Raw genomic sequence first — 20960 nt, 5'->3', positions numbered from 1 at the left:
CGAACGGCGACGCAAAATCCTCAATCGAAATGCGGATTAATCCGTTCGCCGTCGTGAACCGAACGACCGGTCACAGGCCAGCCCCCGATGCAAATGGGTGACAGGCCCGAAGGCCCGCAGCGATGTATTTCTCGACGGAGGACACCGACACCTTCAACTCGGCCGCGATATCCCGGTGGCCCATGCCATGCAACTTGCACATCAGCAACGCTTCGCGGGCCTTGAGTGGCTTGTTATGCAAGGCAACATCGATCTGTGACAGGGCCTCGGATGCCAGCGCACGAACCTCTTCTGATGGCACCTGAGGCTCGGCTTGCTGCATCAGCCCTTCCAGATGGCTGGCCTCAAGATGCCGGCGGCGATACAGATCTATCACCATGCCTTTGGCGATTTGAGTCAGATGACGGCGTGAATTCTCGGTCGAGGGAACCCGGCCCTTCCTGATGAGATTGAGATAGACGTCATGGGCCAGGTCCGCGGCATCCACCGAATTGCCCAGCTTGCGACGCAACAAATTGCACAACCAGCGGTAATGGTCGACATACAGCTTTTCAAATTGCTCCTGGGACGCGAACGCTCCGTTGTCCACAACACCTCTCCTGAGACGATGGTCTTCGCGATCAGATTTTGACTAATGCGAATAGGTATGATTATTATTTAACATCATACGGTGTTCATAGAGCCCCTGCAATGCGACCTCATTGCAACTCCTTTGACGCCCGGAGCCTGGGCGTTACACCAGACCGAGGATCGGTCTGTCGGCACTCGGTGCCACCTCTACTTCTTACTGTTCAGTTTGATAAGGCGGGAAATTTCCATGATGGAACTCAGTCCAGATTCGTTACCGAAGCTATCTGTCAACGGTCACGAGGAACATATCTGGCTCTTGCAGCAGCAATACCCCGAACGCATTCTCAAACACCTCTGCGCCTGGCGGCTCGATGCTGATGTCGATCTTTCAAGGCTTGAGTTGGCGATCAAGGCCGTCATCGAAGCACTGCCTGATTTGAATGCACGCTATCAATTCAACGACGACGGCGAGGTGGACAAAATCCACGCCAGTGACTGGAAATCCTGTGTCGAACTCATTCGCTCACACTCCGACGCCGAAGCCACCGAGCAATTGCTCTCGCGGCAAGCGGCATCGTGGGACGCGCAAAGCCAGCCGCCATTCAAGGCGCTGATGATTCAAACCAGGCAGAACGTTATCCTGGCGTTCGTGATCCATCAGATCCTCGACCAGACCTGCCAGGAGATCGACCTGTATCGCGGGGTCCTGAACGCCTATGTCGGTCACTCGACCAGCGACACCCCGTGGTTGCGCCGTCAGGCCGATGGCAAGGATGCAGCGCCAGCAGCCAGCGCACCCAACGCCCGGCCAGTGGCCAACAGCAGTGAAGTGGCGGCGATTATCCTTGGCGAATTCCGTGGTGCCCTGGCTGAGCCCGACATGCAACTTACAGATGACTTCTTTGATTTCGGCGGCCACTCCCTGCTGGCCACCCGCATCATTGGCAAGCTATTGAGCAGCCACGGCATCGAAGTCCAGTTCAATGATTTTTTCAGCGCCCCTACCGCCGAGGCCCTGGCATCACGGGCCCACGTCATTGCGCATGACAACCCGGCAGCGTCTGCGCCTGGCCTGCCACAGGACGTGCAGCGGGCGCCTTTCGCGCTGGCCCAGGCCTCCCTCGGGCGGGCCTATGTCGCCTATGGGTTCGGGACGATTTTTAACCTGCCCTTTGCCTTGGATTTCCTCGACAACGTGGATGAAGCGCTGTTCGAGCAAGCCTTCCGCGACCTGCTCATCCGCCATGCCAGCCTGCGTACGACCTTCCACTTCCAGGACGCTGAGGCGTATCAGCAAATCGTGCCGGTCGCGCAACTGTCCCACTACAAATGGTTCTGGCCCAGCCATGAGAGCCGAGGGGCAACACTGGAAAGCGAAGCCGCTTATCAGTTCGACCTGGCCCGCGAACTGCCCCTCAGGGTTCGCTTCATTTACGACTCGCAGCGCAAGCGCCAAACCCTGTCTTTGCTGATCCATCACATGGCCATTGATGAATGGTCGCTCAACGTCATGATGGAAGAACTGGCCCAAGCCTACCTCGCCCGTGCCGCCGACAAAGCGCCGACCTGGGAAGCGCCTGCCCGCTCATTCCACGAGTTCGCCGTGCAAGAACAAAGTACCGGCGTCAATCAGCAGCATCTCGACTATTGGACGAGCCTGTTGCGTGATGCAACCCGCGGTTTGACACTGCCCTCCCCTGATCATCAGGCGAGCGCGCCTGCCGAAGCCGCTTCGACGAAGGCTCAATGGTTCGAAATCAAACCCGACCAGGACCTCACCGATAACCTGTATGCCTTCGCCAGACAGAACAACTCGTCGCTGTTCGGCGTGGTCTATACGGCCATCGCGCTGTCCCTGCACAAACTCGGTGACTTGCAGGACCTGGTGATCGGCACATCGGCTTCCGGGCGCACCGACCCCGGGTTTTACGAAACGGTCGGTTACTTCACCACCATGGTCGCGCACCGGGTGCAGTTCGATCCTCAGCAGACAGTGGGCACTCTGATCGAAAATGTCACCCACCTGATCAATGACTCCATGGCTTATGCCGATGTGCCGATGGAGACGATTCAACAAGCCTTGGGCATGACGGCTGCAGACGGCCTGCTGTTCGACGTTTATATCCAGATTCATGCCAACAACGCATTGAACGGCACCCTGAACACGCCAGACGCAGGAACGATCCGCTACCGACAGATTGACCCGGACAAGAACCAATCGATGTTCGGTATTCAGTTCGAGATCCTGGAAAACCTGATCGACGGCAAACGCTCACTGCGCCTGGTGATCACCTACCGTTCGGAGCGTTACAGCGCCGAACAGATGGCACGCCTCAGCGCAATGATCGATCACGTGTTTGCACGCTTCACAACGCCAGATGCAGCCGGCATCGCCCTGAATCATATCCACGCATAACCCTCAATCAGGGTCTTGGTAACGCCAAAAGTGTTAACAAGACCCTGCACATCAAGCTCTACGCTTCATGCATCCCGTAGCGCTGGAACGATGAGCGCTTGGGCAAGCGGTAGTGCGTTCGACCGAGTAGCCGGTTGGCAATTGTCGCATTGCGAATGGCCGCTACCCCGAGATCCGGCGAACCCACACCGTGCTGGAAGATCTCCGCGTTCTGCACAAAAATACGGCCCGTGCCTTCGTCGCAGCGGCGCGCCGTAAAATCTTCCTGGACGATACAGTCGCCGAATTCATCGGTTTCAAGCACAACGCCTTTGAGCCGTTCAAACCACTGTGGCCAGGCATGCCCGTAACCCGTCGCCGCAACAATGGCATCGGCCTCAAGGGTGCCGGTCTGGTCCAGTTCGCGGTGCCGGTAGACAATTCGCAGCGTGCCGTCGACATCCTCCACAGTCTCGACCTCGCAGTTGGAAAGCAACGTCAGACCTGTATCAGCGCCGCCAATCGAGCGTTCGTAGATCAGGTCGTAGATCTGGGCAATGGTCGAAAAACTGATGCCCTTGTACAGCAACCCCTGCCCCGCAACGATATCTCGGCGACGTTCCCGTGGAATACTGTGGAAGTACTCCATGTAGGATGGCGTAAAGCACTCCTGCCCAAGTTTTGAATACTCCATGGGATGGAAGCCTGGCGAACGCGTGATCCAGCGAATCGAAGCTCCGGCCGCAATCCGTTCGGGGGTCAACTCGTTGAACAATGCCAGCACGCACTCCGCCGCACTCTGCCCGGAGCCAATCACCGTGACCCGTCGGCACTGCGCCAACTGCTCCTGCCTTTTGCCGAACTCTGCCGAATGCATGACCGGCGGCGTGCTCTTGAGCTGGGCCCATTTCGGCAACAGCGGCACGGTGCCGACGCCAATCGCCAGGTCCCGGCTGTAGTAACGGCGTTTGAAGCCGGACACGGACTGGCTCTCAATCAGGAATCGGTCAACGCTCGCGTCATAGCTCACATCACAGATGTCTTCGCCGAAGTGGCAGACGGGCAACTGCTGCGACGCCCATCGGCAGTAATGGTCGTACTCGCGCCGCGGCACCTGAAAGTTCTCGTAGTAATAGAACTGATACAGGCGATCGTGCTGATGCAGGTAGTTCAGATAACTCAGTGGATGCGTGGGGTCAGCCATCGTCACCAGGTCCGCCAGGAAGGGAACCTGAAGCGTCGTGCCTGGCAAGAGAAGTCCTTCATGCCAGCGAAATTCCGCTTTGCGATCAAGGAAAATACCCGTCACGCCCGTGTGCCTGGACAGTAATGCAGCCAGCCCGAGATTAAAGGGCCCAATGCCAACACCGGCAATATCTACAGTGGGTATATCCGTCATCCGATCCATCTCCAAAGGGACTGCTTTTTGGATAGAAGGGAGCACGCTCTGTGGTGCCCCTCTCCATTCATTTCAATATTATTCAGAGGCGCTCACGAGCCTTCAGCCATGAGCAGCCGTTCGACGTCGTGTGCATTGCGGCAGCGCAGCAATTGCCCGGGTGAAAGCACCACCGAAAAGTCTTCCTGGAACCGCGCCGAAATGGCTTTCAAATGCTGGGGACGCAACCCCAGGCTGATGAAATCCACCGCGTCATTGACCCCGTCTTCCAACGGGCGGCCCAATACACTCAAGTAGAGGTCCAGCACCTTGTTTCTCTTGGTCGAGATGATTCTGGCGGCAGGCTCGGCCACTTCATTCGCCGGCGCAGTGAGCAGGCTGCGGGCACGCTGGCGATCAGGCTTGCCGTTTTGCGACAGCGGCAACTCATCCACGCTCAAGAACCGCGTGGGGACATGGGAATGCGGCAGATGTTGGCGGGCATAGTTGCGCAACTCGGTTGCCGTCAGCTCCGCGGCACCCTGCTGGCCGACATACAGCGCACCGATGCAGACCTCACCTCGACGCTGCTCGCCATAATCCACGACCAGCACGTGCCTGACCGATGGGTGATTGATCAATTCGATCTCGATATCCGGAAGCGATACCCGTACACCGCGAACTTTCACATAGCCGTTGACCCGACTGTCGAAGATCAAGGTGCCATCGCGACGGTAGCGACCACAGTCACCGGTGCGGAACGCACGAACGGCCTGGCCATGTTCATCGTTGACGGTCACGAACTCGCTCTGTGTCAGCTCGCCGTTTTCCAGATAGCCCAGTGCGAGATTGACACCGGCCGTGTGAATTCGGCCGACAACGCCCGCCGGGCAATGCTCACCCTGTGAATCAAGGGTGAAGTAACGGTTACCGGGCAAGGGCCTGCCGTAGGGGATCAGCGCTTGGTCATCAGCAGTGATTTCGTGCCAGATACTCCAGATGGTTGTCTCCGTCGGCCCCCCAAGGGAGATCAACCGGGAGTCCGGCAGCAGCGCGCGCAGCTCGGCGATCACAGCGGGCTTGATGTAGTCCCCCCCCTGCGCAATCAGGCGCAGGCTCTTCAAGTCATGAGCGGCGCGGCAAGAAAGAAGCATCTCCAGGATGGCGGGCACCGAACACCACAACGTCACCTGATGCAGGGCAATCAACTGATTCCAGCGCACCGCATCCTTTTCCTCGCCATGGCCAGGCAGTACCAGCGTCGCCCCCGCTGTCAGGCAGCCCAACACGTCGAAAACCGACATGTCATGGTGAAGCGGGGTTACGGACATGAACACATCGCGCTCGGTCACGGCCCAGCGCTCAAGGGTGCTGCCAATGACATTGGCGGTGGCTCGATTGCTCAGCACCACGCATTTGGGCTTTCCGGTGGTGCCCGAGGTATAGAGGTAATAGGCCGGCGCTTCGCTTGACGACAGGTCCTCCATCACCGGTGGAACCTCGGCTTGCGCTGCCAGCAGCTCATCGGGTGTCGCGCAAGGACGCTCGACAGACTCGCCCTGGGTGATCACCACCAGATCAGGTCGACAGTTTTCCAGCAGGAAAAGCCGTCGCTCCTCAGGTGCTGAAGCATCGATGGGGACCCAGATCAAGCCCGTCAGTGCACAGGCCAACGTCACCATCGTGTGCTCCGGGCTACGGGGCAGGCATATGGCAACCACATTGCCCCGAGAAAGCCCGCGCGCTCGCAAGGCAGCGATCACCCGGCATACGCCGTCGCCAAGCTCGGCATAACTGATTTGCCGGTCGCCGCTGATGAGGGCGATTCTGGCGTTGCTACGATCAAAGATATTGCTCGCGATCTGCCCGAGAAACGCTGCGTGGCACGCCTCGGTCACCGGGCTATTCAGCCGGTAGTGGCGCCTGTCGATAATCGCCGGGGTATCAATGGCAAAAACACCGTTTGCCGTGATCTGACCGATCGCCCTTTCGAAGGCACTCAAGATATCGCTGACCACCGCCGGATCCAGCACTTCGCGCGCATAGTCAATGTCGAACACCAAGGCACCCTCAGCATTCGCCGAGAAGCGGATATCCATCCCCACTTGAGGTGTCTGGGTCAGTCCGCCACACAGGCTCATGGGACTGTCCGCCGGCGAGACCGGCCAGGAAAAACCGTTGGTGATCACCACGGGCAGGACGGGGCCTGGACCGTGGGATTCGAACAGCAACCGGGCAAGGTCAACCCCTGAAAAGGCCAGATGTTGCAAACCTTCCAGCACATCGACTTGCAGCTGGGTAGCCCGCTGCGCAAAACCGTCTGGATCGGTGCTCCAATTGACCGCGATAAAGCTTGAGCGATTGGCGAAGGCACCACTCGTTTGCGGAGCAACAGGCACCGCGACACACACGCCCCCCTCATCGACCCAGTGGGAAAGCACTTCCAGTACCAGCGCCATCAGGGCGGAGTTCTTGAACAGCCGTTGCCGCGCGCCCAGTTTGCAGAACGCGCTGAACACCGCCTTGGGCACCAACAGGCTCTGCCGCTCATAGCGAGAAGCGCCCACCTGGTCCAGCGGGGTGATCCACGGCAAACGTGGAGCGCCGCTCACGCTGGCGAGTTTGTCTTTCCAATAAACGGCATCCGCCTTGCGTTGGCGGGCGAGGTCTTCTGGCTCGGGCATAACCTCGGTGAACGGTTCCTCGCCGACCACACCGTCGAACAGTTCAACCATGAGGGTTGCGATCGATCGCCCATCGAGAATCAATGCATCAAGGCGCACAAAAACCCTCAGATGACCTTCCGGGAGCAGGAAAACCGTAACATTCCAAGGCGAGCGATCCAGTTCGAACAGCGCATGCGCATAAGCCTCACGACGCGCCTCAACATAGCCAAGGGCATCGTCTGGCGACAGAGCCGTGAGGTCGACTTCCTGCAGGTTTATCTGCACCTCGTCACTGACAAACTGCACGAGTTTTTGCGCATCGATCCGTGTTCTCAGGCTTTCGTGGCGCCGGACCATTCCGGCCAAACGGCTTCGCAGCAGGGCAGGATCCAAAGAGCCGCGGTATTCGCGAAACTCCTGCATGGCCACGCCGCCCAGCGGCATCTGCGGGCTGCGCCCAAGCAGATAGGCCTGCTGAAGAGCGTTCAGCGGCAGCCCGCGCTGAGAGAACGGTAGATCCAGGACAGCGGAGCAGACTGACGCCTCACGCACGATCGCCACGAAGCGATCGAACAGATTCGACACCCAGGCTTCTGGCAGAGCATCAAGGCGAATGTCCCAATTGATCAATATGCCGCCGTCGGCGCACGCGATCTGCGCGTCGAGTGCAACCTGAGGCCCTTGGGAGATCACCCAGTTCATCGGCCCGAAGACCCGCCGGACGCGCTCCGAGAGAAGATCGCCGCCCGGCATGTCCAACGCTGCGGTAAACACCACCGGTGCCAGTTGCGGCGAACCATGATGACGAGATAGATCGCGCATCAGATTCACCCCGGGATAGGCGCTATGTTCGAGCAAGTCGAGCATTCTTTTCGCCATCTGCGTGCAAAGGGCAGCGGGGCTGCGGGCCGACTCGATATCCACATCGAGAATCAGCACGTTGGCAAAATCACCGACTACCCGCTCGACGTCATCCACCAGTGGCGGACGCCAGAACGAGGGCACGTTGAGACGGAATTTCCGGTCCCCTGTCTGCGCCCCGAGTACCACCGCGAAAAGCCCCATCATCAAGGTCGACAGGGTCATTCTTCGCTCACGGGCCAGACGCTGCAGCGCCTGACGCTCATCGGGGCCAAGCCATGTGCTCAATCGATGGCTGCGGGCTTGATCAGGCTGAACCTCGAGAAACGGCAATGTGGGCGCAGGAGCGATTTCAGCCAGGCGCTCACGCCACCAAATGCGGTCTCGTTCCCGGGCGACTTTGAGCGAGGTGTCGGTACGCGCCTTGTCATACCAATCGAAGAAAGAAGGCGTGTGTGGAACCGGTCCGTCGGGGTCGTCATAAAACCGTGCGAGGTCTTCGATTAACGTGCGAAAACTCGATGGGTCGATGGCGATCATGTCCGTATCGACGTGCAAGCGGAACTCATCGTCCGCCAGCAGGCTGACCGAGAAACGGACGCCCGGGCAATGGCCAAGATCAAGCTGCTGATGAGTCCATTCCTCGCGCTTGCAGAGCAGATGCCGCGCTACTTCCGACTCGATCATCGAGCGTAGATCTTCGACTTCCAGCTGCGGTGACTGGTCCATCGAAGCAATGGATTGCAGGCCATCCGCATTCAGCCGGACCCGCAGCATGGGATGCAGCCGGCATACCCGTTCAAGCGCCGTGCGCAGCCGTTCCAGGTCAATGGAACGACCATCGAACTCGGCATAAAGATGAGCCGAAACTCTCCCTAAAGACGCATGAGCAGCGCGCCCGATCCAACAGGCGGCTTGCATTGAAGTTAACTCTCTCATGGCTCACTCATGTGATTGACAAATCTAAATGATTAGCGTCCCATAATAGAAACGATAATGATTATATTTCAAGACTTAATTTTTTACCCACAGGCCACGGAGGCTTTCCCCCAATGAGATCGGGCACCCTAAGAGCGAATGACACGGATGAGGTGCAAGCTATTGATGAAAAAGAGAGTTTTTCATTTACCTCCGGCGATCGAGAACTAACAGTCGCCGGGATGCTTCAGCGAATCGAAACACCTGCCATTGGCGGCGAAAACGCCAATAGCCTGTTCCAGAAAACCGTGATGCAAGCCCTCGACCGGGCGCGCAAGGCCGGTCAGAGCAACCCGATAATCGTCGGCGCCATCCCCTTCGATCCTGCTGAAGCCTCTTGTCTCTACATTCCCGAACACGCCGAGTGGCGAACACGAAGCGCCACCGTACAGACAGACGTCGCAGCACTGCCTGAACTGATCGAGCAAAAAAACATACCGGACGAGCAAGGTTTCAAACGTGCGGTAGAGCACGCGATCGTCAACTTCCGCCACAGTGACGTGCGCAAGGCCGTGCTCTCGGTGCAACGTGAGTTGGTGTTTGCGCAGGACGTGGATGTGGGTGCCATGCAGAATAATCTGCGGGCCCAGAATCAAAGCGGCTATCACTTCCGTGTACCTATGCCGGACGGCGCTACGCTGATCGGCGTCAGCCCCGAACTGCTCGTTCACAAGGACGGTCTGAACTTCGTCTCCAACCCGCTGGCTGGCTCGGCCAAACGCATGAGCGATCCACAAGCGGATCGGCGTAACGCAGATTGGCTGTCAGCCTCGGAAAAGGATCACTACGAGCACCGCCTCGTGACCGAGGACATCGCCACTCAATTGGGAGAGCTGTGCACCCAGCTGGATGTGCCCCAGCGCCCTTCCCTCATCAGCACCCCCGCACTCTGGCATCTCTCCACCCGTATCGAAGGCACCTTGGCGGATCCGACCGTCTCGGCCTTGCAGCTTGCCTGTCGCCTGCATCCAACTCCTGCCGTCTGTGGCTTCCCCACCGAGCGCGCCCGGCGCCTGATCCGCTTCGTCGAACCCTTCGAGCGTGGCTTGTTCACCGGCATGGTTGGCTGGTGCGACGCCCAAGGCAATGGCGAGTGGGTGGTGACCATTCGCTGCGGCACCGTCAAGCGCAACAGGGTTCGCCTGTTTGCTGGCGCCGGCATCGTCGAAGCCTCGAGCCCCGACTCCGAATGGACAGAAGTCCAGACCAAACTCGGCACCATGCTGCGCGCATGCGGTTTGGCCCACTAATACGAACTTTTTCAGTAGTGACAATCATGACTATAGAATTCAATCACTGGCCCCTCGACAGAGCACAGCGCTATCGGGAAAAAGGCTACTGGATCGACCAACCACTCACACACATTCTCCAGGCACGCAGCCAGTCGCAACCTCACGCATCGGCGATCATTTGCGGTGATCGTCGTTTTAGCTATGCCGAGCTGGAGCAGCTGTCGTCCAACCTGGCTTCGCGCCTGGCCGCCAGCGGGCTGGGCAAAGGCGACACCGCCTTGGTGCAATTGCCCAATATTGCAGAGTTTTACATTGTCTTGTTCGCGCTGCTCAAGGCCGGGATTGCGCCCCTCAACGCGCTCTACAGCCATCGAAAACTCGAACTCAAAAGCTACGCCCAGCAAATCACGCCAAGGTTGCTGATCGCCTCTCGCGAGCATGAAGTCTTTCGCGACGACAGCTACATCACAGACCTCAAGGAAGTGGGTTCCAGCCCTGAAATCACCCTGCTGCTGGGCGAACCGCGTGACGAAAACAACCTTACCGCCTGGATCAAAACCCCAAGTGAGCACCCCGTGGACTTCTCCCCCAGCGAACCGGGCGAAGTGGCGCTATTCCAACTGTCGGGCGGCAGCACAGGCACCCCCAAACTCATCCCGCGCACCCATAACGACTATCACTACAACGCCCGGGCAAGTGCGCAAGTATGCGAGCTCACTGCACAAACGCGCTTTCTCTGCGCCCTGCCTGCGGCGCACAACTTCTTGCTCAGCTCGCCCGGCGCCCTGGGCGTCCTGTATGCCGGCGGCACTGTCGTCATGGCTCCGAGCCCGGAGCCGTCGACGTGCTTTTCGATCATTCAACGCCATGAAGTGAATACCGTGGCCCTGGTTCCAAGTGCGGTCGCCTTGTGGTTGCAGGCCGCGCCGGAGCACAAAGAGCAACTGCAATCGCTGGAGTTCCTCCAGGTCGGCGGCGCCTGTTTCGCCGACTCGCTCGCACGCCAGGTTCCCGCAGTGCTCGGCTGCACGTTGCAGCAGGTGTTCGGCATGGCCGAGGGCCTGATCAACTACACCCGCCTGGACGACTCTGATGAACAGATCTTCACCACTCAAGGCCGTCCGATCTGCCCGGATGACGAAATCAAAATAGTCGACGAACAAGGCCTTCCCGTCCCGCACGGCGAGCCTGGCATGCTCGCCACTCGCGGTCCTTACACGTTCTGCGGCTATTACCGAAGCCCCGAGCAGAATGCCCAGGCGTTTGACCATGAGGGTTACTACTATTCCGGCGACCTCGTTGAGCTCACACCGACAGGTGATTTGCGGGTCGTCGGCAGGGTCAAGGATCAGATCAACCGCGGTGGCGAAAAAGTCGCCTCGGAGGAAATCGAAAACCTCATCGTCCTCCACCCGGACGTGACCCACGCCGGTCTGGTGGCCATGCCCGACGACCGACTGGGGGAAAAGAGCTGCGCCTTCGTCGTCACCCGTAACCCCCATCTCAAACCACCCGCCTTGAGACGCCACTTGATGGAACTCGGCATCGCCGAATACAAACTGCCCGATCGCATTCGGCTCATCGAGACCATGCCCCTGACGGCTGTCGGCAAGATCGACAAAAAGCAACTACGCCAACTCCTGGCGGCGGAAACCACCCGCGCCTGGCTACACACCCGCGTACTGCAACTTGTCGAGGACTGTGAAGACCTGGACCCTGAGGAAAACCTGATTTTCTACGGCCTCGATTCCTTGCGGGTGATGAAGCTCGCTGCGGAGCTCAAAGAGCGCGGCATCGCTGTGAGCTTCGAAGAGCTGGCGGCCTCGCCCACGCTCGCCAGTTGGTGGTCGCTGGTAGACACCAAGCAAAAAGCCGCCTGACCGGGCGGCCTCTAAAAGGAGTTAGGTATGACTTTATCCACCGCCGACCAAAGCAGGCTTGAGCGCTTCTGGCAGCACTGCGTAACGAATCAGTACTTCAATATCGGGTACCCCGAATCAGCGGACTTCGATTACTCCCAGCTGCATCGTTTCCTGCGCTTTTCGATCAACAACTGCGGGGATTGGAACGAATACAGCAACTACCTGTTGAACTCATTCGACTTTGAGAAGGACGTCATGACGTACTTCTCCGAGCTGTTCAACATCGCGCTCGAAGACAGCTGGGGCTACGTCACGAACGGGGGGACCGAAGGCAACATGTTTGGCTGCTACCTGGGTCGCGAACTGTTCCCGAATGGCACCCTGTACTACTCGAAAGACACCCATTACTCCGTTGCGAAGATCGTCAAGTTGCTACGGATCAAATGTCGTGCAGTCGAGTCATTGGCCAATGGCGAAATCGACTACGACGACCTGATGGCAAAAATAACCGCCGACCAGGAACGCCACCCCATCATCTTCGCCAACATCGGCACCACCCTGCGCGGAGCCGTCGACAATATCGCCACCATTCAACAGCGTCTGCAGCAGGCGGGCATTGCCCGTCATGACTACTACCTGCACGCAGACGCAGCGCTGAGCGGGATGATCCTGCCTTTCGTCGATCACCCACAACCCTTCTCGTTCGCCGATGGCATCGACTCGATTTGCGTCTCCGGCCACAAGATGATCGGTTCACCCATTCCTTGCGGAATCGTCGTGGCCAAACGCAAGGACGTTGCGCGCATCTCGGTGGAAGTGGACTACATCCTGGCCCATGACAAGACCATCAGCGGCTCGCGCAATGGCCATACACCCTTGATGATGTGGGCGGCGCTACGCAGCCACTCGTTCGCTGACTGGCGCCAGCGTGTCCACCACAGCCTGGAAAAAGCCCAGTATGCAGTGGATCGATTCCAGGCTGCGGGGATTGATGCCTGGCGCAACGAGAACTCCATCACCGTAGTGTTCCCTTGTCCGTCGCAGAGGATTGCGAAGAAATATTGCCTGGCGGTATCTGGCGATACAGCGCACTTGATAACGACACCCCATCATCATGACAACGTAATGATCGACGCATTGATCGATGAGGTCATTACCGAACTTGAGACGGATGCCTGGCAATTCGGGGGCGCGCATGTCAAACAAGGAGGGAATGAGCGACGACCTTCAAACTCCGTCAGGGAAACGTGCCCCCGATTCGACGTCATCTGAAACTGGCTATTTTCAACACACCTTGAGACAAGCACCATGTCGCCACTTAAAACACCTGAAGCCTGCGAAAACCTCAATGATATTCGGGCAGGCATCGATTTTTATGATCGCCAGATCCTTGAGTCCTTGAAACTACGCCTGGGTTATGTAAAAGCCGCTGCGCAATTCAAAGCCAATGAGCGGGCTATCCCCGCTCCAGAGCGGGTCGCGGCGATGCTCGAAGACCGTCGCGAGTGGGCGGTCGCCGCCGGCTTCGAAGTGGCCTTCGTCGAGAAACTCTACAAGCACATTATTCATTGGAATATCCAACAGCAGATTCTGCACTGGCAAGAAACCTATTCCGACCGAAATACCGCATAAGCCCATAGATGAGCGTATGACCAGGTCTACTGTGTAGACGTTTCCGAGTTTATGGTTCTGAAAGGGCGCCAGAGAGAGGCGCCCTGCCCCTTTTCCTGAATGTTCAGGACTAAAGTTCACAGGCTTTACCCACAAAAGACCTGATGACAGCAGAACCGACTATCCTTGCGGATAGTGAACGCTGCACTCTCGGCAAAAAGGGACGCCATGCCAGACTATGATCGCGCCATCGGCTCCAGACCCGGCATCACATGCGGTGATCGAACCTGCCTGATCAGGCCTTGGTTACCCTGGATGACTTCAATTGCGGTTTTCTGTCTTTTCACGGCAACTCCCGGATACGGCCAGAACCTGCCAACTGCAGCGGGTGTCGAAAACGCCACGGTTACGGTGATTCAAGCGCAGGAAATCGTTTCCAGGGCCACCCTCGAAGCCGTTCGCTGGAGCGGCCCTGAATCCGGCCCGCAAGCCCTGCGGGGCAAGAGCATCGCCCTTGTCGCAGAAGATTTGCGTAACGGTGGAATTGTCGGTGTCGCACAGGGCGCTCGCGAGGCAGCCAAGGCGATGGGCTGGACGCTGAAAATATTCGATGGCGCTGGGTCATCGGTCGGGCGCGCAAAGGCCTTTTCCGATGCCCTGGCAGCGAAACCCGACGGCCTCATTCTGTGCGGTTCCGATGCCCTTGAGAACAATGCGGCGCTGATCCTCTTCGCCAACAGGGATGTGCCGGTGGTCGGCTGGCACGCAGGGGCACGCCCCGGGCCGATTGACGGCACGCCGGTGGCCATGAACGTCACGACCGATCCGCTCGAAGTGGCTCGCCTCACGGCCATGGCGGCAGTGGCACAGTCAAACGGACACGCCGGCGTGGTCATCCTGACCGACTCCAAATACAGCATCGCCATGGCGAAAGCCAACGCCATGGAAAACGTCATTCGGGCCTGCCGGGAATGTACATTGCTGGAAGTGCGCGATGTCGCGATCTCCGAAAGTGGCGAGAAGATGCCGACGATCACCAACGAGCTGCTTCAGCGCTATGGCAAGCGCTGGACCCACACCCTGGCCATCAACGATATCTATTTCGACTACTCGATTGCCTCATTGACCAACGCTGCAATACCCAGTGACAGCATCAGTCTGTTGTCCGCCGGTGATGGCAGCGCTTCGGCTTTCTTGCGCATACAGGCAAAAACCTACCAGACCGTCACCGTGGCCGAGCCGCTAAACCTGCATGGCTGGCAAGTGATGGATGAGTTGAACCGGCTGTTTGCAGGTCAGCCGGTGAGCGGCTTCGTAGCACCAATTCACCTGGTCAATGCCGACAATATCGCCTTCGACGGCGGGAAGAAATTCCAGTACGACCCTGACAATGGTTATCGAGACATCTATCGCCACCAATGGAACCCCTGACATTGGACGTCATTTCCCGGCTCGGACGCCAGCTGTTGCCGCAATCGCTACGCGCACAGTTCACACTGGCGTTTCTGACACTGGCGCTGCTGATCCTGGCGGGTGGTGCAACTGCGGTCTACGCGTTGCGCACATCAAACAGCGCCACCCGCCAGCTGACGGATGAACGACTGGTCCGCATGCAAAATGGGCAAGACATGCTGCATCGTACCTTGCTGATCGAACGCCAGACCGATCAGCTTCTGACAACCCGCTCCCCCGACACCCTGCGTTCAAGCTATGCAGCGACCGTCGAACAGCTTGAAGCCCTTGATCAGCTGGTGCAGCAGCTGACTGCCGCGAACAGTGGCGTGGCGATACTCGACATGTATCAGTCGAGTCAGATGTTCCGCAATACTGCCAACATCGTTGCGCAATTGCGCGAAAGCCTGCTGCAAACCGAGGTCACCTTCGAGCAAACCCTGGAGGATCACACTGCCCGGTTAACCGCGGCCCAGACCCGGGCCAGCCTGGAGCTGGCGGTGTTACTTTTCGATCTGCCGCAGGCTGTTGACAGTGATGCCGTGCAACGCCTGCAGATCCGGTATGAGCACCTGTCACGCACCACAGGCAAGTTACCCGACGCTGATGTCGAGATACCCAAGCTCTTCTCCCTGCGCCTGAAGCTCATCAATCAGCACAACGTCATACAGCGGTTCAATGAGGAGCTGAAGAATGAGGCCGGGGTTCTGGTCGCGTTGGCCCGTGCGCAATCCAGTGCTTACACCGAAGACTATCGCGAAGCCGTACAACGCCTGGTGGAGGCCTCAAACCGTAGCCAGCAATGGGTGTTGATCATGTTGGGCGCCAGCCTGGTGTTCGCCTGGTTTGTGACCCGGGTCTTCATGGGCCGTCATGTGCTCGTGCGCCTGAATGCAATAAGCCGGCAATTGCGTCAGGAACACACTGACAAAACGCATTTGATGATGGCGGAGCATGGGAAGGACGAGATCGCCAACATGGCTCGTGCGGTGAATCAATTCCTCAAAGACCGACTTCAGCTGGAAAAAAAATCGGTTCAATTGAGTATCGCCACAGAGCGACTCGCCGTGCAAAACAGTCGATTGGAGCAAGAAGCCATCATCCGTACCGGACAAGGTCATGTCCTGGAGCTGATCGCCAGGAGTACCGAGCTTGCAGAAGTCCTCGACAGCCTGGCTCACCTGGTCGAGTCCCAACTGGAGGGGATGATGGTGTCCATCCTGGTGCTGGATGAGGATGGCAAGCACCTGCTGCATGGGGCTGCGCCCAGTTTGCCGAAAGCCTATAACCAGCTCATTGACGGGATTGCAATCGGTCCGAACGTCGGTTCATGCGGCACCGCTGTGTATCGACGAGAACCGGTCATCGTCACGAATATCGAGCTGGATCCGCTGTGGGAGGATTACCGTTCAATTGCTGCGCCCTATGGGTTTCGCGCCTGCTGGTCGACGCCGATCCTGTCCCATGAGCGAAAGGTATTGGGTACGTTTGCCTTGTATTCCAACACTGTACGCAGCCCTGGCTCGACCGAGACGCGGCTGATCGACATGGCGACACCGCTTGCCGGCATTGCAATAGAACGCCAACTTACCGAGCAGCGCATTCGCTTTATGGGCGACCATGACGCACTGACCGGGCTGCCGAATCGCACACTGCTCGAAGACCGCCTCAAGCAGGCAATACTTTATGCTCAGCGCTACAACCGCCAGGTGACGGTGGCGTTTCTCGATCTGGACAAATTCAAACTGGTGAATGACAGTCTTGGGCACAGTGCTGGAGACGAACTGCTGAAAACCGTCGCCCAGCGCATGCTGGAATGTGTACGCCGCACCGACACCGTCGTGCGACTGGGTGGCGACGAGTTTGTGATCATCCTGTTCGACCAGCCCTCAGACCTCGACGGCGTTACCCCTGCCCTGCACAAAATCCAGGAAGCCATCCTGCGGCCGATTCAGCTAAGCGGACATACACTCCACGTCACCTGCAGCATGGGGTTGGCCACTTACCCTGCCGACGGCAGCGATACCGACACGTTGCTCAGCAACGCAGACGCCGCGATGTACCGGGCCAAGGAGCTGGGTCGCAACAGTTACCAGTTCTATACGAGCGAGATGAATAACAAGGTTCAGGGCAAGCTCGCCATGCAAGACGGGCTTCGAAATGCACTCAACCATGACGAGTTCCTGCTGCTGTACCAGCCACAGGTGGATTTGCAGTCAGGTCAGATTATCGGCGTAGAAGCACTGATCCGCTGGCAGCACCCCGAGCTCGGCATGGTGTCTCCAATCAAATTCATTCCGCAGGCCGAAGAAACCGGGTTGATCGTGCCCATCGGCGACTGGGTGATTCATACCGCGTGCAGACAGAACAAGGACTGGCAGGATGCGGGCTGGCCGCCGATCACCATGTCGGTGAATATTTCAGCACGCCAGTTTATCGAAAGGGACCTGATCGACCGAGTGAGGCATGCCTTGAAAGAAACCGGACTGGACCCGATGTACCTTGAGCTGGAGCTGACCGAAAGTCTGATCATGCAAGACCTTCAGCAAGCCATCAACAAAATGAAAGAACTGCAATCAATGGGGATCAGCCTCTCGATCGACGACTTCGGCACCGGCTACTCCAGCCTTGCAGCCTTGAAAAGCTTCCCGATTGCGAGACTCAAGATCGATCAGTCTTTCGTGCGCGATCTGCCCGACAACGAGAACGACAAAGCCATCGCCACCGCGGTGATTTCGTTGGGGCACACACTGAACCTCAGGGTCATTGCCGAAGGTGTCGAAACCCAGGAGCAGCAAACCTTCCTGCATGAAAACGGCTGCGATGAAATTCAGGGCCACTTTTTCAGCAGAGCGGTCAGTGCAGAGGAAATCAGCCTGTTACTGCGTACGCCCCGATTGCCTCAATCGAGCCGCATTGCGAGCCCTGACTCGGCAAGGCGAAAACGCGATGTAAAACGCCCAAGCAGCCCAATGCCCGGGCATTAATGACTCAGTGTGGCGTACGTTCGGCGTGGTCTTTCACATACTCATGAAAAGCGCTCATCGGGTGACCTCATTGCCATCCAACAGAGGCTCTTCCCCCGTGTTCGCGTAGACCGCTTCATTGTCCTTGGGGACGAGCAACACAATCGCACCGACGATGACTTCAAAAATCCCGCTGCCGACGATGACCATGCCGGTTTCGAACCGGGCATAAAGTGCCGCACCGCAGGCCCCGGCAATGAGAATGGAGGCCCCCAGCGCGGCATAGCGTAACCTTGCCAGCCCGGCAATCTCGCTTTGCCTGAACGTGGTTTGAATCAGCAGAATGAACGAGATGTCGATCAGCGGCCCGCCGAGCGCGGCCAGGCCTGCGCCGAACATCATCCCGACCAGGACGTACTCCGCTGGCAGGTACATCACCGCCGCACCGATGGTCGCAATGCCCAGGCCGTTGACCACCGAGCCGAAGGTAAAACCACCGTACAAGCGTCGGATATGCAGGTTGCCGACGACAAAAATAGAGATCAGGTTGCCGCAACCATAGGCGCCCATGATCAGGCCGTAGGCGGCAAAGCCCCGTACACCGAAACCCTGGATGTCGTACTTGACCACGGCCAGCGCCATGCCGATGGAAATGCCCAGGCTCCAGGCGACGTTGCCCAACCCCGCACACACATACACCACCTGCATCTGCCGACGACCGATCAGGCTGCGCCAACCGGCGGTGAAGGCGGCACGCCGGCTCGTCACCTTGACCGGTTGGCGAGGCAATGCCGTGCTCAGCTTCATCACCGCCCAGGCCGAGATCAGGAACGTCAGGCTATTGAGGGTAAACAGATGTTCAAGCGGAATCAGCAAGGTAATGGCCGCGGCCAGCATCGGCCCGATCACCCGGGCCACCCGGATAATTGCGTCGAACAGCGCGTTGACGGCCTGCAACTGGTCCGGCGCCGCGACAATGCGTGGCAGGCTGGCGCGCAAGGCCGGTTCGAACAAAGAGTTGACGATCATCATGAGCATGACCGGCACCGCCAGCATCCACAGGCTCAGGATGTCCAACGCCCAAGCCAGCATCGGAATCAGCGCGAGCCCGGCCCGCGCAAGGTCAGCGCCGATCATCGTGCGCCGATGGTCCCAGCGCTCGGCCCAGATCCCTCCCAGCAACGCGCCCGCCAGCGCCGCCCCGCCGCGCAACGCACTAAGCCAACTCGCATCGGTGCCGGCGATCTGCACCGCCATCCAGGCGACAGCGATCGCGAACAATTCGTCGCCGATCGAGGATAGCGCCAGCCCTCCCCATAGCAACGCCACAGGCCGCTGAAGCAACGGTCTAAACAACTTCATATCATCAATTCCGCACATGAAGACCCGTCATACAACGGACCTGTAAGCCCACTATTGGCCAGATTGACCAAGCGCAAGGTCGATCACCGAAAAAGCCGAAAGCTGGTAACGGCCCAGGCAGTTCGGGCACAGCAAGAAGCGAGCTTGCTCACGATGACCGCGACTCGGTTTTCAACCTGACCTTTGCACTCCCCGCAACACTGAATTGTCATCAGGCACATTGATAGCCGCCTAACGAAAGCCCCATGCTAGGGGGCTAACTCGGCGCTTATATCATTCCGAATGATAGTTACCTTTGCCTCATTCGATTCGTTTGATACAGCCCCGCCGAGCATCATCCGCCCATCTCAATACAGTGGCGGATGCATCCATGGAACAGTCATTCAAACATTTGCGCTTCCCCTTGGCCGTTTTGGCCATGCTGGTGATGAGCGCCTGCGGCAAGACCCCGGGCACCGCTGCCGCCATGCCTGCGGCCAAAGTCAGCGTGGCCAAGGTGCTGGAACAACCGGTCAACGAGTGGGACGATTTCACCGGCCGCCTCGAGGCACCGGAAACCGTCGAGATTCGTCCTCGGGTGTCAGGCCAGATCGACGAAGTCGCATTCACCGAAGGCGCCCTTGTGAAAAAGGGCGATTTGCTGTTCCAGATCGACCCTCGCCCCTTCCAGGCTGAGGTCCGCCGTCTTGAAGCCCTGGTTGCCCAGGGCCGCGCCAATGCTACCCGCAGCGAAAACGAAGCCCAACGCGGTGAGCGCCTGCGCACCAGCAATGCGATTTCCGCAGAACTGGCCGACTCGCGCAGCAGCGCCGCCCAAGAGGCCCGAGCCGCTGTCGGCGCCCTCCAGGCGCAACTGGACCTGGCCAAACTGAACCTCAGCTTTACCCGCGTCACCGCACCGATCAGTGGCCGCGTCAGCCGTGCGGAAATCACCGCCGGCAACCTGGTCACCGCCGATGTCACCGCGCTGACCAGCGTGGTCTCCACCGACAAGATTTACGCCTACTTCGACGCCGATGAGCGTGTGTACCTCAAGTACACCCAGCTCGCCCGCCAGGGCCAACGCGGTCAAACCACTCCGGTTTACCTTGGTCTGTCCAATGAAGAAGGCAACCCACACCTGGGCCAGATGAACTTCGTCGACAACCAGGTCAACCCGAAAACCGGCACCATCCGCGGTCGCGCCGTGTTTGACAACAGCAAGGGCGAATACACCCCCGGCCTCTACGCTCGCCTGAAACTGGTGGGCAGCGGGACCTATTCCGCTGTACTGATCAACGACGAAGCCGTCGGTACCGACCTGGGTAAAAAGTTTGTACTGGTGATGGACGCCGACAACAAGTCGGCTTATCGCGCCGTCGAACTGGGTCCGAAGATCGAAGGTTTGCGCATTGTGCGCAGCGGCCTGAACAAGGACGACACGATCATCGTCAAGGGTCTGCAACGGGTGCGTCCGGGTTCCCCGGTGACGCCTGAAGTGATCCCGATGGCCAGCCAGGAAACCCTCGCGGCCCTCGCTCAACAACGCCAAGCGCTTGAAGCCAGCAACCTGCCCCAAGTCGCACCTGCCAAGGTTGCGCCGGGTACGGCTGTGAAACTCGCCGCTGCGACTCCACGCGGTTAAGGG

12 protein-coding genes are annotated in these 20960 nt (G+C 58.6%); 8 read left to right on the top strand and 4 right to left on the bottom strand.

The features are described 5' to 3' along the window. Nucleotides 1–70: 70 nt before the first annotated feature. A complete protein-coding gene (locus AO353_RS24020) occupies nucleotides 71–589 on the bottom strand; it encodes a sigma-70 family RNA polymerase sigma factor (RefSeq protein ID WP_054597220.1) in 519 nt (172 codons plus the stop codon). Between the two features lie 228 nt (nucleotides 590–817). On the opposite strand from AO353_RS24020, the gene AO353_RS24015 reads away from it, so the two are divergent. After that, nucleotides 818–2986 carry a condensation domain-containing protein gene (locus tag AO353_RS24015; protein WP_054597219.1) on the top strand — a complete coding sequence of 723 codons (2169 nt, stop codon included), beginning with the start codon at nucleotides 818–820 and terminating at the stop codon, nucleotides 2984–2986. Nucleotides 2987–3044: 58 nt separating this feature from the next. On the opposite strand, the gene basC is transcribed toward AO353_RS24015, so the two are convergent. Together basC and AO353_RS24005 are read right to left on the bottom strand one after the other, a co-directional pair. Further along, on the bottom strand, nucleotides 3045–4364 hold the full coding sequence (gene basC, locus AO353_RS24010; protein ID WP_054597218.1) for a putative histamine N-monooxygenase: 1320 nt from the start codon (nucleotides 4362–4364) through the stop codon (nucleotides 3045–3047). A gap of 92 nt (nucleotides 4365–4456) precedes the next feature. Continuing rightward, the gene (locus AO353_RS24005) at nucleotides 4457–8791 is read right to left on the bottom strand and encodes an amino acid adenylation domain-containing protein (protein ID WP_237142921.1); all 4335 of its coding nucleotides are present in this window, start codon (nucleotides 8789–8791) and stop codon (nucleotides 4457–4459) included. A 131-nt stretch (nucleotides 8792–8922) separates the two neighbouring features. Here AO353_RS24005 and AO353_RS24000 point away from each other — a divergent pair, with 131 nt between their 5' ends. The 6 genes from AO353_RS24000 to AO353_RS23975 all read left to right on the top strand — a co-directional run bounded on the left by AO353_RS24000 (nucleotide 8923) and on the right by AO353_RS23975 (nucleotide 17992). Next, nucleotides 8923–10098 carry an isochorismate synthase gene (locus tag AO353_RS24000; protein ID WP_054597216.1) on the top strand — a complete coding sequence of 392 codons (1176 nt, stop codon included), beginning with the start codon at nucleotides 8923–8925 and terminating at the stop codon, nucleotides 10096–10098. A 26-nt stretch (nucleotides 10099–10124) separates the two neighbouring features. Beyond that, a complete protein-coding gene (locus tag AO353_RS23995; protein WP_054597215.1) occupies nucleotides 10125–11960 on the top strand; it encodes a (2,3-dihydroxybenzoyl)adenylate synthase in 1836 nt (611 codons plus the stop codon). Nucleotides 11961–11987: 27 nt separating this feature from the next. Beyond that, the gene (locus AO353_RS23990) at nucleotides 11988–13214 is read left to right on the top strand and encodes a histidine decarboxylase (protein ID WP_054597214.1); all 1227 of its coding nucleotides are present in this window, start codon (nucleotides 11988–11990) and stop codon (nucleotides 13212–13214) included. A 36-nt stretch (nucleotides 13215–13250) separates the two neighbouring features. Then, nucleotides 13251–13574 (top strand): isochorismate lyase, encoded by a 324-nt coding sequence (locus tag AO353_RS23985; protein ID WP_054597213.1) that lies wholly within the window; start codon nucleotides 13251–13253, stop codon nucleotides 13572–13574. A 390-nt stretch (nucleotides 13575–13964) separates the two neighbouring features. Continuing rightward, nucleotides 13965–14984 (top strand): substrate-binding domain-containing protein, encoded by a 1020-nt coding sequence (locus tag AO353_RS23980; protein WP_054598321.1) that lies wholly within the window; start codon nucleotides 13965–13967, stop codon nucleotides 14982–14984. Beyond that, nucleotides 14972–17992 carry an EAL domain-containing protein gene (locus AO353_RS23975; protein WP_054597212.1) on the top strand — a complete coding sequence of 1007 codons (3021 nt, stop codon included), beginning with the start codon at nucleotides 14972–14974 and terminating at the stop codon, nucleotides 17990–17992. Before AO353_RS23980 ends, AO353_RS23975 begins: the two co-directional genes overlap by 13 nt. A gap of 54 nt (nucleotides 17993–18046) precedes the next feature. Here AO353_RS23975 and AO353_RS23970 read toward each other — a convergent pair whose 3' ends face one another. Next, nucleotides 18047–19333, bottom strand: coding sequence for an MFS transporter (locus AO353_RS23970; RefSeq protein WP_054597211.1), 1287 nt, complete (start codon nucleotides 19331–19333; stop codon nucleotides 18047–18049). A 370-nt stretch (nucleotides 19334–19703) separates the two neighbouring features. Here AO353_RS23970 and mexE point away from each other — a divergent pair, with 370 nt between their 5' ends. Then, entirely contained in the window at nucleotides 19704–20957 is a 1254-nt protein-coding gene (gene mexE, locus AO353_RS23965) for a multidrug efflux RND transporter periplasmic adaptor subunit MexE (protein ID WP_054597210.1), read from the top strand. Nucleotides 20958–20960 lie beyond the last annotated feature (3 nt).

Origin of the sequence: Pseudomonas fluorescens (assembly GCF_001307155.1) — a bacterium.
Taxonomy (GTDB): Bacteria; Pseudomonadota; Gammaproteobacteria; order Pseudomonadales; family Pseudomonadaceae; genus Aquipseudomonas; species Aquipseudomonas helvetica.
The sequence above is the reverse complement of the archived record's forward strand: the minus strand, read 5'-3'. Positions and strand labels throughout refer to the sequence as shown.